General features: G+C 47.2%; 15 protein-coding genes. All 15 read left to right on the forward strand.

The genetic code is table 11. The annotated features are described in order from the left end of the window. Positions 1-251: 251 nt before the first annotated feature. The 15 genes from rdgB (at position 252) to T497_RS0105660 (ending at position 15031) form a co-directional block, all read left to right on the forward strand. The gene (rdgB, locus tag T497_RS0105590) at positions 252-833 is read left to right on the forward strand and encodes an RdgB/HAM1 family non-canonical purine NTP pyrophosphatase (RefSeq protein WP_028514768.1); all 582 of its coding nucleotides are present in this window, start codon (positions 252-254) and stop codon (positions 831-833) included. Position 834: 1 nt separating this feature from the next. Further along, the gene (locus T497_RS0105595; RefSeq protein WP_028514769.1) at positions 835-1137 is read left to right on the forward strand and encodes a YhbY family RNA-binding protein; all 303 of its coding nucleotides are present in this window, start codon (positions 835-837) and stop codon (positions 1135-1137) included. A 3-nt stretch (positions 1138-1140) separates the two neighbouring features. Next, positions 1141-1836, forward strand: coding sequence for an NAD(P)H-dependent oxidoreductase (locus T497_RS0105600; RefSeq protein WP_028514770.1), 696 nt, complete (start codon positions 1141-1143; stop codon positions 1834-1836). A gap of 13 nt (positions 1837-1849) precedes the next feature. Beyond that, positions 1850-3040: a nicotinate-nucleotide adenylyltransferase gene (locus T497_RS17980; protein WP_028514771.1), complete on the forward strand. Its 1191-nt coding sequence runs from the start codon at positions 1850-1852 to the stop codon at positions 3038-3040. 30 nt (positions 3041-3070) lie between these two features. Continuing rightward, the gene (locus T497_RS0105610; RefSeq protein WP_028514772.1) at positions 3071-4570 is read left to right on the forward strand and encodes an LCP family protein; all 1500 of its coding nucleotides are present in this window, start codon (positions 3071-3073) and stop codon (positions 4568-4570) included. Continuing rightward, on the forward strand, positions 4571-4930 hold the full coding sequence (rsfS, locus tag T497_RS0105615; protein ID WP_028514773.1) for a ribosome silencing factor: 360 nt from the start codon (positions 4571-4573) through the stop codon (positions 4928-4930). A gap of 5 nt (positions 4931-4935) precedes the next feature. Continuing rightward, a complete protein-coding gene (locus tag T497_RS0105620) occupies positions 4936-5280 on the forward strand; it encodes a hypothetical protein (RefSeq protein WP_155266849.1) in 345 nt (114 codons plus the stop codon). Between the two features lie 26 nt (positions 5281-5306). Further along, a complete protein-coding gene (gene leuS / locus T497_RS0105625) occupies positions 5307-7739 on the forward strand; it encodes a leucine--tRNA ligase (RefSeq protein ID WP_028514775.1) in 2433 nt (810 codons plus the stop codon). A gap of 192 nt (positions 7740-7931) precedes the next feature. Beyond that, on the forward strand, positions 7932-8105 hold the full coding sequence (gene rpsU / locus T497_RS0105630) for a 30S ribosomal protein S21 (protein WP_009984057.1): 174 nt from the start codon (positions 7932-7934) through the stop codon (positions 8103-8105). A 77-nt stretch (positions 8106-8182) separates the two neighbouring features. Further along, positions 8183-8716, forward strand: coding sequence for a YqeG family HAD IIIA-type phosphatase (locus tag T497_RS0105635; RefSeq protein WP_051530546.1), 534 nt, complete (start codon positions 8183-8185; stop codon positions 8714-8716). After that, positions 8713-9144: a type II 3-dehydroquinate dehydratase gene (gene aroQ / locus T497_RS0105640; RefSeq protein ID WP_037324512.1), complete on the forward strand. Its 432-nt coding sequence runs from the start codon at positions 8713-8715 to the stop codon at positions 9142-9144. The genes T497_RS0105635 and aroQ overlap by 4 nt, the downstream gene beginning before the upstream one ends. A gap of 10 nt (positions 9145-9154) precedes the next feature. Then, complete coding sequence (locus T497_RS0105645; protein ID WP_028514778.1) at positions 9155-10219, forward strand: aminopeptidase P family protein; 1065 nt, start codon at positions 9155-9157, stop codon at positions 10217-10219. A gap of 86 nt (positions 10220-10305) precedes the next feature. Further along, positions 10306-10863, forward strand: a complete 558-nt coding sequence (gene efp, locus T497_RS0105650) for an elongation factor P (RefSeq protein ID WP_028514779.1) — start codon at positions 10306-10308, stop codon at positions 10861-10863. 48 nt (positions 10864-10911) lie between these two features. Beyond that, positions 10912-11394 (forward strand): CD1247 N-terminal domain-containing protein, encoded by a 483-nt coding sequence (locus tag T497_RS0105655; protein WP_028514780.1) that lies wholly within the window; start codon positions 10912-10914, stop codon positions 11392-11394. A gap of 373 nt (positions 11395-11767) precedes the next feature. Further along, complete coding sequence (locus T497_RS0105660; RefSeq protein ID WP_028514781.1) at positions 11768-15031, forward strand: family 43 glycosylhydrolase; 3264 nt, start codon at positions 11768-11770, stop codon at positions 15029-15031. The last annotated feature ends 9 nt before the right edge of the window (positions 15032-15040 follow it).

Below are 15040 nucleotides of genomic sequence, written 5' to 3' on the forward strand. Positions count from 1 at the left end.
CGAGAGCGAAGAGGCTGAGTCTGAGGACAATACCGAGGACGAGGCAGAAGCTGACGAGGACACAGAGGCAGAGGAAAGCGAGCTGACTGAGGGAGCAGATTATGAGTCCGATAAGGAAGAATCCGATAACGACGAGGATACTGACGAAGCTGATGAAGAAGAGACAGCTGAGGAAGAAACAGAGACTGCTGCCGAGCCCGAAAAGAAGAAAAAGCGCGGCTTCTTCAGCAGACTGTTCGGAGGTAAGGACAATGATTAAGCAGCTTGTAATGGCTACAAACAACGCAAACAAGCTCCGCGAGGCAAGAGAGATACTTGCGCCTCTCGGGATAGAGGTCCTCTCACAGCGCGAAGCAGGAGCAAACTGCGATCCCGAGGAAAACGGCGCTACCTTTGCCGAGAACGCACTTATCAAGGCAAAAGCAGTTTACGAAGCTGTAAAGCTCCCGACTATCGCAGACGACAGCGGTCTATGCGTTGACGCTATGGACGGCGGACCAGGGGTATACTCCGCAAGATATGCTCCCGAGGGACAGCACTGCGTGAAGCTCCTTGAGGAAATGAAGAACGTTCCCGACGGTAAGCGCGGAGCTGCATTTGAGTGTACTATCGCGTACATCGACGAAAGCGGCAGCCACACCATGACAGGGGAGTGCAGAGGCGCTATCGGACATGAGCAGCGCGGCACCAACGGCTTTGGTTACGATCCCGTTTTCATGGTAGGCGAGCGCACAATGGCGGAGCTCACTGCAGATGAAAAGAACGCTATAAGCCACAGAGGTGCGGCTCTCAGGGAGCTGTACAAGTATCTGAAAGAAAGATTTGGTGAATGATATGCTTACAAGCAAACAGAGAGCGTACCTGCGCGGTATCGCTTCCACATATGAGACTATCTATCAGGTAGGCAAGGGCGGCGTTACCGAGGCTATGTGCAAGGACATCGAAGCTGCTCTTACAAAAAGAGAGCTTATAAAGCTGAGAGTTCTTGACAATTCGGGCTGGACAGCAAGAGAGGCTGCCGACGCTATCGCAGAGCAGACAGGCGCCGATGTAGTACAGGTCATCGGCAGCAAGTTCGTGCTTTTCAAGCGAAACGAGAAAGAACCTGTTATCGAGAATATCCCAAAGGCTAAGTAAGTCATGAAGGTTCTTATAATAAGCGGCACAAACCACAAGGGCTCAACCTACAATATCGGGCGTATCATGGCTGAGAAGCTGACCAAGCCCGAGGATATCAGAGAGGTGTTCCTGCCCCGTGATTTTGATGAGTTCTGCTGCGGCTGCACAAGCTGCTTCACAAAAGGAGAGGACAAATGCCCTCATGCTGCGAAACTAAGTTCCATAACGGAGCTTATTGACAGCTCGGAAGTTATCATACTGACATCACCTGTGTACGTTTATCACTGTACGGGACAGATGAAAGCGCTCCTCGACCATTACGGCTGGCGCTGGATGGCGCACCGCCCCGAGGAGAAAATGTTCAGCAAGCAGGCGGTAGTGGTTGCAACAGCTGCGGGAGCAGGCGTGAAGTCCACTATGAAGGACATGGCGGACAGCTGCTTCTTCTGGGGAATACCTCAGACCTATAAGCTGGGCAGAGCTGTTGCGGCAGTTGACTGGCAGAGCGTAAAGCCGAAGATAAAGGACGAAATCAATAAAAAAGCCGACAGTATCGCAAAAAAGATACTGAAAAGGCAGGAAAAGGTACCTGTTTCACTGAAAACAAAGGTTTTTTTCAAGATAATGAGCCTTTTGCAGAAAAACGGCTGGAACAAAGCCGACGTGGACTACTGGAAGGAAAAGGGCTGGACAGAAGGCAAGCGTCCGTGGAAATGAATGGAGTGATGAAATGCGCATAGGAATATACGGCGGAAGCTTCAATCCCGTACATAACGGTCATATACATCTTGCGCAGACGGCGCTCCGCGATTTTTCTCTCGACAGGCTTTATTTGGTGCCGTCGAAGAAGTCTCCCCACCGCTCCATTGCGGAGTACGCTCCCGACGAGGACAGACTTGAAATGCTCAGACTTGCCTGCAAGACGGACGAAAGGCTTTTTGTCAGCGATTATGAGATAAAAAGTGACCGCGTGAGCTATACTATATACACGGTGGAACACTTCCGCGCCGAATTTCCCGAGGCAGAGCTTTTCCTCATGGTGGGAAGCGATATGCTCATGTGCTTCGATACATGGCACCGTTTTGAGGAGATACTGGCACAGGTAACATTATGTGTCGTATCCCGTGAGAGCGGAGACCTGCCTGCTCTGAGAGCAAAGGCAGAGGAACTCAGCAAATTCGGCAAGATACTGGTATCCGAGGCTGATCCTACGGTGATTTCAAGCACCGAGATCAGAAAAAAAATTGCAAAAAATAAGGATTTCGCTTGCTATCTTGACGAAAATGTAGTACAATATATAAGATCGAAGGGATTATATTCAGTCAGAGGTGAAGGAAAATTGCATTACGATGCAGACGATAAAAAGAAATATCTGAAAGCTAATTTATCAGTGAAAAGATATACACATTCTCTGAATGTTGCCGACGAGTGCAGAAAGCTTGCGGAAAAGTACGGAGAGGATCCAGAAAAGGCATATTTTGCAGGACTTCTTCATGATATCTGCAAGGAAATGCCCGACGATCAGCAGAGAGCTCTTGTAGAGGAGAGCGGCTACACGGTATGCCGCGAGGAGCTTGAAACACGCTCACTGCTTCATGGTATTGCAGGAGCATATTTTATTAAGAAAGAGTTTGGGATAGAGGATATAGATATCCTTAATTCCATCAGATTTCATACAGTTGGACGGGCAGGAATGTCACGACTTGAGGAGATAGTTTATATCGGCGACCTCATTTCAGCCGAAAGAGACTACAAGGACGTGGATAAAATGCGCAAACTGGCATATACCGACCTTAACGCGGCTATGCTGGAGGCTTTTGCGTTTTCCATGAAATCGGTTATAAAAAAAGGCGGAGTAATACCTATTTGTACCGCAGAGGGATATAATTTTTATACCCGACTTTCAAAAGCAGAGAAATAAAAATACTGGGAATTTGAAAAGAGGACTCAAATGAACCGAGAAGAACGTAACGAGGAGTTATTTAGCAGAACAAACGGAGCTCCGAGGCAGGTAAAACCTCTTCGCAAGCTCAAAAGAGTTGATGACCATAGACCGACAGAGCCAGTGTATCACGGATTGCACGAGGCTCCTTCAATAGATATAAGGATCGAGGGGGAAGAGCCTCCGAGACCGCAGATAAGAGAGCAGCAGTATCACGGGCTCCACGAAAAGGGCAGGGAAAGATACGTGGAATCGGCAGATTATGATGACGATCTCGACGACTTTGACGACGAGCCGAAAAAGAAAAAGAGTAAAAAGGACGCGCTCATAAAGCTTACGTCAATACTGCTGAGTATCGCAGCAATAATCGCTCTTTTCCTGAATATGCCCATACTCTGGTATAAAAAGAGCGGTCAGCCCGATGAGAGAGTGTCCATAATGACCTATTTCAAGCGCTGGCAGCCTACTGTTGACATCGAGGGAGAGCTTGAAAAGCCCCAGATGGACCTCAATGTTGATACTGATATCGTAAAGGAGGACTTCACAGACGGACTTGATCTTCCTCAGCTTGTTGAGGGACAGTATACCGTGCTTTTCCTCGGCTTTGACGAGGACGTTGAGAATACAGACGTTATCTGGATATGCCAGTTCGATATCGGAGGCGGAAAGCTCAATATATTACAGGTTCCCCGTGACTGCGCAGTTCCAAACTATACAAGCAACGAGACCACCAAGATAAACAGCGTATACAGCTGCGGTGATCCCCAGATAAGCAAGATACAGCGCGTCGTAAACTGCGTACAGGAAAACTTCGGTATACCGATAGACGCATATATAACGACTGCCTGCTTTGATATCGTTGATATCGTTGACCTTATCGGCGGAATCCCGATCCATCTCGACAACGAGATAATCTATGAGGCTGACAAGCGTATCCCTGCAGGAGATGTTGTCCTTGACGGTAATCAGGCTGAATGGTTCGTCCGCTTCCGTCACGAGTGGCTCCAGGGCGATATCGGACGTGTACAGAACCAGCGCCGCTTCATGCGGGCTGCTATGAAGAAGCTTCTTGATATCGTCAAGAACGAGGGCAAGATGAAGCTTTACAGCTATCTCAATACTATCTACAAGAACAAGTGGATAGCTACGAATATGAGCGTCGAGGATCTCAGCAAGCTTGCTGATTTCGGCTCGACACTGCAAATGGAAAACGTAAAGGTTGATATGGTGCCGGGTGAGGACGCTGAATACATTGCCTATAACGGTCAGGTGTACAGCATTTACTCAATACACAAGAGAGCTACCATAGATAAGCTCAATGAGAACTTCAGACCATATCAGAGACCTATGCTTCTGTCTGACAGCAACATCGTTGAATATGTAAGCGAATATGAATATGAGTACGAATTGTACGACGATACGGGAATGACCTTTGAGGAGCTTGAAACAGCTACCGAGCCTATGAGAAATCCCGAAATGAGACCTGCATGGAAGGAGTATGAAGAATAAATGACCGAACAGGAAAAGCTTGAACTTATAATAAAAACTCTCGACAGCAAAAGAGGCGAGGACATACAGGCAATAAAGATAGCCGATCTCACCATACTTGCCGATTATTTCGTAATAGTAAACGGTACCAGCAATACTCACGCAAGAACACTTGCAGACGAGGTCGAGTTCGTCCTTTCACAGAAGGGCATTGAGCCTCAGCGCCGTGAGGCTGATACGGGAAACACATGGATAATCCTTGATTATGCTGATATAATCGTTCATGTATTCTATAAGGATACCCGTAATTTCTACAAGCTGGAGGGCTTGTGGGCTGACGGCGAGCAGATGGATATCAGCAGCCTTATCACCAAGGAGTGAGTTATTTGTTCGATCAGAAGGAAAAAGGAAACAAGATATGCATAGCTATGGCGGTATACGTTGTCGCAAAGGCTGTGCTTAACATGATACTGGCGAAGCATTTTGTACTTCTTACTTTAGTTATAGCCCTTGCAGAGGCGGCTTTGTTCTTTGCAAGGTTCAAGTATGTGAACTACGTTCTTGCCGCAGTCCTCGCGCTTATCGCGATAGTTTATCTGCCGCAGAATATAGCCAATATCGGCAGTAACTGGATCTATCTTTTAGAGGGCGTTATCGACCTCGGCTGTGCAGCTCTGCTGTGCTTTAACCGCGATGTCAAGAGCGTATTCTACAGATCAGTAAATTATTAATTATATTATAAAGGAATGATATTACAATGAGCAGATATGATTTCACATCTGTTGAAGCCAAATGGCAGAAATACTGGGAAGAACATGAGACCTTCAAGACTGATGTATGGGATTTCAGCAAGCCTAAGTTCTATGCGCTGGATATGTTCCCTTATCCGTCGGGAGTAGGCCTCCACGCAGGACACCCTGAGGGCTATACCGCTACCGATATAGTTTCCCGTATGAAGCGTATGCAGGGCTACAATGTCCTTCACCCGATGGGCTATGACTCATTCGGTCTTCCCGCAGAGCAGTATGCCGTAAACACAGGCAACCACCCCAACGGCTTTACTCAGGAGAATATCAAGACCTTTTCAAAGCAGCTCAAGGAGCTGGGCTTTGACTATGACTGGTCAAAGATGATAGCAACATCAGATCCTGAGTTCTACAAGTGGACTCAGTGGATATTCAAGCAGCTCTACAAGGACGGCTACGCAAAGTACATCGATATGCCTGTAAACTGGTGCGAGGAGCTGGGAACAGTTCTCTCCAATGACGAGGTAATCGACGGCAAGTCCGAGCGCGGCGGCTTCCCTGTAGTAAGAAAGAACATGAAGCAGTGGGTAATCGACCAGCCTGCATTCGCTGAGAAGCTCCTTGAAGGACTCGACGAGATAGACTGGCCTGAGTCCACAAAGGCTATACAGCGCAACTGGATAGGCAAGTCCACAGGCGTCGAGGTAGAATTCGACATCGTCGGCGGCGGAAAGTTCTCTATTTTCACCACCTGTATCGAGACTATCTACGGTATCACATTCATGGTTCTCGCTCCCGACGGAGCTATCACAGAGAGCCTCCTTGACCGTGTTCAGAACAGGGAAGAGGTCGAGGCTTACATTGCTGAGACCAAGAAGAAGAACGACATGGACCGTACAGAGCTCAACAAGACCAAGTCTGGCTGCGAGCTCAAGGGCGTAACTTGTATAAATCCCGTAAACGGCAAGGAAGTCCGTATGTTCATCGGCGACTTCGTACTTGCAAGCTATGGTACAGGTGCAGTTATGGCTGTTCCGAGCCACGACCAGCGTGACTTCGAGTATGCCATTGCACATAATATTGACATGATTCAGGTAATCGACGGCAAGGATGGTCACATCGACGTTTCCGAAGCCGCTATGGAAAAGACCGAATATCTCGGCAAGGGCTACAAGCTCATCAACTCCGAGGAGTTCACAGGTCTTACCGTTGAGGAAGCCAAGGAAGCTATCACACAGAAGCTTGAAAAAATGGGCAGAGCTAAGCGCACTGTCAACTATCACTTCCGTGAGTGGATATTCGCACGTCAGCGCTACTGGGGCGAGCCTGTTCCGATAGTTCACGGTGAGGACGGCGAGATACACGTTCTTGACGACGAAGAACTGCCGCTCATTCTTCCCGAGCTTGACGACTACAAGGGCAAGAACGGCAAGGCTCCTCTTGAAAATGCAACAGAGTGGAAGAAGTACGACAAGAACGGCATAAAGGGCACACGAGAGACTTCAACTATGCCGGGAAGTGCAGGTTCAAGCTGGTACTACTTCAGATATATCGATCCACACAACGACAAGGAGTTCGCAAATCAGGAGCTCCTGAAGCACTGGATGCCTGTAGACCTCTACATAGGCGGTCCGGAACACGCTGTAGGACACCTTATCTACTCACGTATCTGGAACAGATACCTCTACGATAAGGGACTGGCACCTACAAAGGAGCCTTTCAAGAAGCTTGTACATCAGGGCATGATACTTGGCGAGAACGGCATCAAAATGGGTAAGCGTTTCCCTGAGTTCGTTGTAAATCCTTCCGATATCGTAAGAGACTACGGCGCAGATACTCTCCGTCTTTACGAGATGTTCATGGGACCTCTCGAGGTCAGCAAGCCATGGAGCAAGAACGGCGTTGAGGGCGCTAAGAGATTTATCCAGAGAGTATGGAACTTCTTCACAGAAGCCGAGAACCTCACTGACGACAACGACGGCAGTCTCACAAAGGTATACCACCAGACAGTCAAGAAGGTTACCGACGACTACGAGAAGCTTGCTTTCAATACAGCTATCAGCCAGATGATGATATTCGTAAATGCTGTATACAAGAACGGCAAGTGCCCCAAGGAGTACGCCGAGGGACTTATCAAGATGCTGTCCTGTATCACACCTCACATGGGCGAGGAAATTTGGAGCATTATGGGACACAATGATACTATCGCCTTTGAGCAGTGGCCTGTTTACGACGAGGAGCTCTGCAAGGAGGATACTATCGAGATAGTTGTCCAGATAAACGGCAAGGTAAAGGCAAAGCTGAACATCGCTGTTGACGCTGACAAGGATTCCGTAATGGAAATGGCTATGTCTGATGAAAAGGTCAAGGAGTCTATCGACGGAAAGACCATAGTCAAGCAGATATATGTACCAAATAAACTTGTTAATATTGTTGCAAAATAACGAATTTTTAAGTAAAAGAAAAAATGCTTGACAACGAGCAGAAAATGTGGTAAACTTATACTATATTCTTTTATATTAATTTAAGTAAATCTGCTATACGGTGGGGTATATGATGACTAACACCTTTTGGTGCTTAGTATAGAGCTTTGGAGCACTGCTCCGAGCAACCTCTGAACAAGGGAGGGAAATTTAGTGGCAGAAGTTCGTGTTGGCAAAAACGAGTCTTTAGACACAGCTCTTAAGAGATTTAAGAGATCATGTGCAAAGGACGGCGTAATTGCTGAGGTTCGTAAGAGAGAACACTACGAAAAGCCTTCAGTTAAGCGTAAGAAGAAGTCTGAGGCAGCTCGTAAGCGTAAGTATTGATCTTGCGGAATTATTAATGTTGATAAAAGCGGGCTGCGGCTCGCTTTTTCATTTGTTGAACGGAGTTGACATAAAGCTTGGGATTCAAACACAAAATTACAAGGACTGACGTGGATTTTGCGTTCAGGAAAACGGTAAATATCACTCCCGATTTTCTGAAGAAGCATGGCGTTAAGGGTCTCATACTCGATGTCGACAACACGCTCACGACACACGACCACCCCGTACCTGCAAAGGGTATCAGGGAGTGGCTGGAAAATATGAAAAATAACGGCATAAAGCTTATTATAGTATCGAATAACTGCGCTGAAAGAGTCAAGCCTTTTGCGGAGCCGCTGGGACTGGACTTCGTAAGCGACAGCGGCAAGCCGCTGAAAAGGGGATACAAGGCAGCCATGGAGAAAATGGGACTTACTCCGTCGGAAACCGCCGCAGTAGGCGACCAGCTCTTTACCGATGTGTGGGGAGCAAACTTCGCAGGAGTGAAAATGCTCTACGTCGAGCCTATGGAGCTTGAACCAAAGTCAAAGCGCTTCATACGCTTCAAGAGAGTTCTTGAAAAGCCATTTCTTCCTAAAAAATTTGCCGACGATACAAAGGAGAAATTATGATAAAGAAAATACTTGTTATACACGGTCCTAACCTTAATCTGCTGGGAGAGCGCGAGCCCGGTGTTTACGGAAACGCAAACATCGACACTCTCAACAGCAACATAATCGACCGTGCAAAGGAACAGGGGCTGGAGTGCGAGATATTCCAGTCCAACCATGAGGGAGCTATCATCGACAAGCTTCACGCCGCAAGAAAGACATTCGACGGCGTTATCCTCAATGCAGGAGCTTACACACACTACAGCTACGCTATCCGCGACGCTATCGCAGCTATCAAGATACCCGTTATAGAAGTACATATCAGCAATGTTTTCGCACGCGACGAATTCCGCTCCAATTCCGTTATCGCACCTGTATGCAAGGGCAGTATAAGCGGCTTTGGCTTCGGAAGCTACTACCTTGCAGTTCAGGCTCTTGCGGAGCTCTGAGAGGTGAGAAATGACCAGATTTGAAAAGCTTTTTGAGGTGTTTGAGGGAGCTGACTGCGTACTCATAACATCTGACATAAACCGCAGATATTTCACAGGCATGAAGTCCTCAGCTGGAGTAGTTCTTGCTTTTCCCGAAAAGGCGTATCTGCTCATTGATTTCCGCTATATCGAAAAGGCGAGAGCTACAGTAAAGGACGCCGAGGTAATCGAGATGAAGAAGCTCTATCCACAGCTTATGGAGCTTTTGAAAAATCACGGCGCAAAGACTATCGCTATCGAGTCCGAGACAATGACTGTCAAGGAACTCCACGCCTATGAGCATTTCTTCACGGAGTTTGAGTTTATTCAGAATGAATCCCTGAGCAATGCAATAGCAGCACTCAGAATGACCAAGGACGCTGAGGAGATAGAGTGTATCAGAAAGGCTCAGGCAATTGCCGAGAAAGCCTTTGACGAGCTCTTAGGCTTCATCAAGGTCGGCGTTACCGAGCGTGAGATAGCTCTGGAGCTGAACCGTCTGTTGTACGCTTACGGCGCAGAGGACCTGTCCTTTGACACCATTGTTCTCGCAGGAGCAAACACTTCCATGCCTCATGGAGTGCCTTCGGACAAAAAGGTTGAGAGCGGCGAGTTCGTGCTCATGGACTTCGGTGCTGTGTATAACGGATACCACAGCGATATGACAAGAACTGTCTGCGTTGGCGAGCCCGATGACGAGATGAAAAAGGTCTATGAAATCGTCCTTAATGCTCAGCTTGAAGGCATTGAAGCTGCTAAGGCAGGCATAATGGGCAGCGACCTTGACAAGGTATCCCGTGATATCATCGAGCAGGCAGGCTATGGAAGCTGCTTCGGACATTCTCTTGGTCATGGAGTTGGCATGGAGATACACGAAAAGCCCAATGCTTCGCCGAATTACAAGCTGCCTCTCAATGAGGGAGCAGTAGTTACCGTAGAGCCCGGTATCTATATCGCAGGCAAGTTTGGTGTGAGAATAGAAGATTTTGTCATTTTGACTGAAAACGGCTGTGAAAACTTGACAAAAACGGCAAAAACTCTCATATCTTTATAATAATATCACATTAGGTATTGCAAAAATCCCGAAAATGTGATAAAATAAAGTATCATATTAATTTGAAAAATACGGAGGTATTTATAATGATTTCAGCAGGAGATTTCAGAAACGGCGTTACCTTTGAGCTTGACGGACAGGTAGTTCAGGTCATCGAATTCCAGCACGTTAAGCCTGGTAAGGGTGCTGCTTTTGTAAGAACAAAATATAAGAACGTTATCACAGGTTCAGTTGTTGAAACTTCTTTCAACCCAACAGCTAAGTTCCCTACAGCTTACGTTGAGAGAAAGGATATGCAGTACAGCTACAACGACGGCGACCTTTACTACTTCATGGACCTTGAGACATATGAGCAGGTTCCGATCAGCGCTTCTATCCTCGGCGACAGCTTCAAGTTCGTTAAGGAAGAGATGATCTGTAAGATCCTTTCATACAAGGGCAACGTATTCGGCGTTGAGCCGCCTAACTTCGTAGAGCTCAAGGTTACACAGACTGATCCGGGCTTCAAGGGCGATACAGCTACAAACGCTACAAAGCCTGCTACACTTGAGACAGGTGCAGAGATCAAGGTTCCTCTCTTTATCGACGAGGGCGAGATCATTCAGGTTGATACAAGAACAGGCGAGTATATGTCAAGAGCATAAGCTCGGAAATATACTTTCTATACTATAATTCGAGAGGAGGAGCTTGCTATGAAGCTTACCGAGAAAATGTCATATTTACAGGGACTTATCGACGGTCTTGAGATCGATTCTTCCACTAAGGAGGGAAAGGCTCTTATGCAGATGTCCGAGGTAATGTCAGAGCTGGTACTCTACGTTGAGGACCTTCAGTCACAGGTGGACGAGCTCACAGAGCTCTGCGATATCCTTGATGAGGATCTTGGCGCAGTTGAGGACGATTTCTATGATGACGACTATGACTGCGACGACTGCGATGAGTGCGACGAAGATGATGATTGGGACGATGACGACGAATTCGACTTCGACGATGATGACGATGAGCTTTATGAGATCACATGTCCTACCTGCGGAGATACTATTCTCCTTGACGAGGGCATGATCGAAGAGGGCTCCATGAACTGCCCTAACTGTGATGAGCTCCTTGAGTTTGATTACGACGATCTTACTATCGAGGACTTCGAGGACAAGGCAGAAGAGCCTGAAAAGAAGTAATAATCAAAAGCACATAGCTGCGGAATGGTATCAACTGTTCCGCAGCTTTTTTATATTCATGTGATTTCACAAATACTGATATGCTGCTTTTCTGCTAAAGTATTGATATAAAAATATATATGTAACAATGTCAATATTCCGAACATAATAAAAAAATCATGTTATAAATTATTTATATTGCGCTATTATATTCGTTTTGTCCACCTAATCCGCATTTATTCGGTTGCGATTTTTTGAACAAAATGTTAGAATTAATTAAAATTGGAGTAATAATATACGTTTATAATGACGTATCGGAGAAAAACTTTTTTGTCATTGTGTACAAAATAGTATTAATGAAAAGTGGGATATTAAAATTGAAGGAGGAATTCTCATGAAACAATTAAAACTCAGGAGAGCTGCCGCATCTGTTCTTGTAGCAGCAGCTGTTGCTCTGCCGTCGATAACGGCTTCGTCAAGCCTTATCAGCACCCCTGTATCGGCAGCGTCCACAATTAACAACCCTATCATATGGGCAGATGTACCCGATGATGACATCATCAGAGTCGGTGACACTTATTATATGGTCAGCACGACCATGTTCTTCAGCCCGGGTGCTCCTATTATGAAGTCAAAGGATCTGGCTAACTGGGAGATATGCAACTACGTCTTCGATACTTACGCTAACGGCGATGTGCAGAACCTGAAGAACGGCAAGCACGACTACTCTCACGGACAGTGGGCTACAAGCCTTCGCTACAATGAGAAGAAGGGCAAGTACTATGCTTTCTTCGGAAGCTACGGCTCAAACAAGTCATACATATGCTCTACTGATGATATAGAAAACGGCGAGTGGTCACGAGTTGAGCTCAACGGTATGTACCACGATGCTTCGATTCTCTTTGATGACGACGGAAGAAATTACCTCGTTTCAGGCGCAGGCGGCACTTGCAGCATCAAGGAGTTCAACTCGGAGATGACAGGCTGGAAGTCCGGCGGACTTGAAAAGCAGCTCTTCAAGACCAATTTCAACAACCTTGCAGGTGAGGGCTGGCATATCCAGAAGATAAACGGCTATTATTATATATTCGGTATCGCATGGCCGTCAGGTCACGGCAGACTTGAGTTCGTATACCGTTCAAAGAGCCTTACAGGAAACTGGGAGAGCAAGACTATTCTTGACTCAGGACTTGGCTCATACGGAAGCGGCTGCGCTCAGGGCGGTATCGTTGATACTCCTGACGGCAAGTGGTACGGACTTCTTTTCCAGGACCACGGCGCAGTGGGACGTATCCCTGTCCTTGTTCCCGTAAACTGGCAGAATGACTGGCCGATGATGGGCGTAAACGGCAAGGCGCCTCTCACTCTTGACCTCGGTACAACAAAGGGTACTGATGTGGCAGGCGACGACAGCTTTGACTACACCACAAACGACCTCGCTCTTGAGTGGTCTTGGAACCATAACCCAGATAACAGCGCATGGTCTGTTACTGAGCGTCCCGGCTGGCTCCGTCTTAAAAACAAGAATATGGCGTCACATCTGCTCAATGCAAGAAATACCCTCACAATGCGTACAGAGGGACCTGCCTGCAGCAGCTATATCAAGCTTGACGCTTCAAATATGAAGCCAGGAGACTACGCAGGTCTTTCGGCATTCCAGCTGAAATACGGCTGTATCGGTGTCCGCGTTGACGACAGCGGCAATAAGAAGGTCTATATGTCTGTTAATACCGGCAGCGATGTTCCGACGAGCTCCAACAAGATAGTTGCAGAGCAGAATATGAACGGCAACGAGGTTTACCTCAAGGTCGACTTCAAGTTCGCTAACGTTAATTCTGACGGCAGCTCCTCAAACAACATAGACAAGGCTAATTTCTATTATTCATACGACGGTCAGAACTGGAACAAGCTTGGTCAGGAGCTCTCAATGTCCTACGACCTTAAGCTCTTCACAGGCTACCGCAGCGGTATCTACAGCTATCCTACAAAGTCCACAGGCGGATATGCTGATATCGACTTCTTTGAGTATGACCGTCAGACATGGAACGGCTGTAACGGCAGCAAGGTCCTCAGCGGCACTCCCGTTATCATCGAGCCCGACGAGAACGGCTACTACTTCCATAATACATTCGAGAGCGGCACAGAATCATGGACGGGCAGAGGCTCTGCAAGCGTTGCTGTGGATAAGACAGAGGCTTACGACGGCTCGGGCTCTCTTGCTTGTACAGGCAGAAATGCAAGCTGGAACGGCGCTTCAAAGTCACTTTCCTCCAGCGTATTCAAGGCAGGCGAGGAGTACAGCTTCAGCACTGTTGTAAAGTACACAGAAGGACCTGCTTCTCAGAAGTTCTACCTCACTCTCCAGTATGAAGCAAACGGCGATGTAAACTACGACAAGATAGCTACAGTTGACGAGCTGCCAAAGGGCGAGTGGGTTCAGCTGGCAAATACAAACTATAAAATACCTGAGGGTGCTTCTAATTTACAGATGTACGTTGAGACAGATTCCGACGATTACAGCTTCTATGTTGACGAGGCTGTAGGCGGTGTTGCAGGAACTGTAGTAGACGGACCAAAGGCAGTAAGCGTTATCCTCGGTGATGTAAACGGCGACGAAGTTATCAACAGCTTCGATATCGTTGCTGCAAGAAAAGGCTTGCTCTCGGAGAAGTTCGCTGATGACAGAGCTAAGAGAGCAGCTGACGTTGACAAGAACGGCAAGGTAGAGATGAGTGATCTGGTTCAGATTCAGAGCTTTGTACTGGGCAAGATCTCGGAGTTCGGCAAGTCCGACTCCCAAAGTGCCAGTAGCGGCGGACAAGTAGAAGAACAGACTGCGTCTACAAAGTATACAATGGCTGAGTACACCAAGCTTGTGGAGCCAAAGGTCGCAAACAAGGAGCCTGATTCCGCACGTCAGGAAAAGGGCGGAGTTCAGTACGGCACAGTAAAGAGCGACAAGTATTTTTCAACTACCTGCAACCGCGAGAAGCCTTTCAATATCCTGCTTCCTGCAAACTATGATCCGAATAAGAAGTATCCTGTAATGTACATCATGCACGGCTACTATGAAAATCAGGACAGAATGATAATCAAGGGCAACGGTACTATGTACACACGCCAGATAATCGGCAATGCTATCGCTGAGGGCGAGGCAGAGGAAATGATATGCGTATTCCCGTATATCTATTCAAGTGCAACACAGAAGGACTGCTCAGGTATGGACGACAATAATAACCGTGCATACGACAACTTCATCAATGACCTCACAAAGGACCTCATGCCCTACATCGAGAAGAATTACAGCGTAAAGACAGGCAGAGACAATACTGCTATCACAGGCTTCTCAATGGGCGGACGCGAGTCTCTCCTTATCGGCATGAAGCGCCCCGACCTCTTCGGATATATCGGAGCTATCTGCCCTGCACCCGGTGTAACAGGCGATTTCAAGTGGAAGAGCGGCGAAGAGCCTCATCTTCTGTTCATGACAGCAGGAAGCAATGACGAGGTCGTTTATACAACACCTAACGGCTATCACGACAGCTTTACAAAGAACGGTGTTCCTCACATCTGGCACTACGTAAACGGCGGTTATCACGGTGATAACTCTATCCATGCTCATATTTATAACTTTGTGCGTGCGGCTTTCAAGGCATAATTGAATACT

It is taken from the genome of Ruminococcus flavefaciens MA2007 (assembly GCF_000621845.1).
In the GTDB taxonomy this organism is placed as follows: domain Bacteria; phylum Bacillota; class Clostridia; order Oscillospirales; family Ruminococcaceae; genus Ruminococcus; species Ruminococcus flavefaciens_E.